The following is a 1,296-nucleotide window of genomic DNA, read 5'->3' on the forward strand; positions in this document are numbered from 1 at the left end:
ACGAACTCAGGACCGTTATCTGAACGGATGTAGGACGGTGTGCCGCGCAGAATGAACAAATCCGTCAGAGCATCGATCACATCCGCCGAGTTTAGTTTTCGCTTTACCCTGATTGCCAAGCACTCCCGGCTGAACTCGTCGATGATGTTCAACGTCCGGAAAGGTTTCCCATCATCGGTGCGACAATGCACGAAGTCATAGCTCCAGACATGATTGCTATGTTCCGGCCTGAGTCGAACACATGATCCGCCTTCATTTCTGGTGTAAACTGCGAGCCCACCTGCAAATGAAATCCAGCGCCAAAATGTTGAGCACCGGTGCGATCGCCGCGAACCAAGGCTTGGCGGACTCCGAAATTAAGTCCGCTACAAGTATCCAAGGTAGTCCCAACGGCAGTAGTAACACTCCGGAAAAAGGGTCTCGTTCCTTTCCCAACCAGCCAAATGTGCCCGTCAAGAATGCAACCAACGCCAACAGGTACAGGACCGCGAATACGATGATGGTGGTTCTACAAACCAAGTCGAGCCTCAGCAGATCAAGCCAGTGCTGCGCAGCCGTTTTCTGCTACGCAGCAAACAGGTCACAATGCGCCTTCGTCGCCCAGGAACTCGATACCAGCTGTCGCGCCATCACTGTAAGCAATGCAATTCCAAGGAGCACGATCCTCGCCGACGCCGACTGTGACCTGTGTTCCCGCCTCGCTAAAGGCGGATGAGAGCACCACGACTTGTGAATTGTTCGTCGTGTTGGCTACATCTCGCAAACACGCCTGCTGAGCCGGGGTGAGCTCGGCGGACGCGCTTGATGTACTCGTATCGTCGCAGGCCGCAAGCAGTGCGAAACATGTCGCGCCTGCAATCATCACCGTCTTGTTAGACATTTTCTTCTCCCTCTGGTTCCCTTGAAATTAGTGAAATTGGACGCGCTTGTTTGAAGCTCTCGCGTCTGTGCAGCCAATTGAACATACCTTGATCCTGTGACGACCTTTCCCAAAACTTGCCGCGGGGTGGCTTGGCGGGCAGAGCACCATCACGTTGACTGCCAAGACCTCCAAGAACGTGGGATGACCGAATGAAGTCACAGGCAAAAGCTAGAGCGAACTCTGGAAAGAGGGCGAGTACGTTAAGTCTAAGCATCGCGCCCTCCCAACGACTGATCCGTGTAAAGTGCCTTCCGGCTGCCAGCACTCACTCCAGCGGCCGGAAGGGCTCGGCAAAGCGAGCAGCAACGACAACAACGGAGGTAAAATGAAAGTTGTGTCGAATTCGCATGTTTGAATCTAATTATTAATAAATC

1 protein-coding gene and 1 pseudogene are annotated in these 1,296 nt (G+C 53.3%); both read right to left on the reverse strand.

Annotated features, from left to right (window positions below):
* Positions 1-248, reverse strand: a pseudogene (locus RUA4292_RS15785) (DDE-type integrase/transposase/recombinase); the annotation flags it as partial.
* Between the two features lie 332 nt (positions 249-580).
* Entirely contained in the window at positions 581-880 is a 300-nt protein-coding gene (locus tag RUA4292_RS15795; RefSeq protein ID WP_058278479.1) for a hypothetical protein, read from the reverse strand.
* Positions 881-1,296: the final 416 nt, after the last annotated feature.

Origin of the sequence: Ruegeria atlantica (assembly GCF_001458195.1) — a bacterium.
GTDB lineage: Bacteria > Pseudomonadota > Alphaproteobacteria > Rhodobacterales > Rhodobacteraceae > Ruegeria > Ruegeria atlantica.

Coding starts and splice junctions, on each gene's coding strand:
- RUA4292_RS15795 (WP_058278479.1), bottom strand. CDS start 880: ATGTCTAACAAGACGGTGATGATTGCAGGCGCGACATGTTTCGCACTG.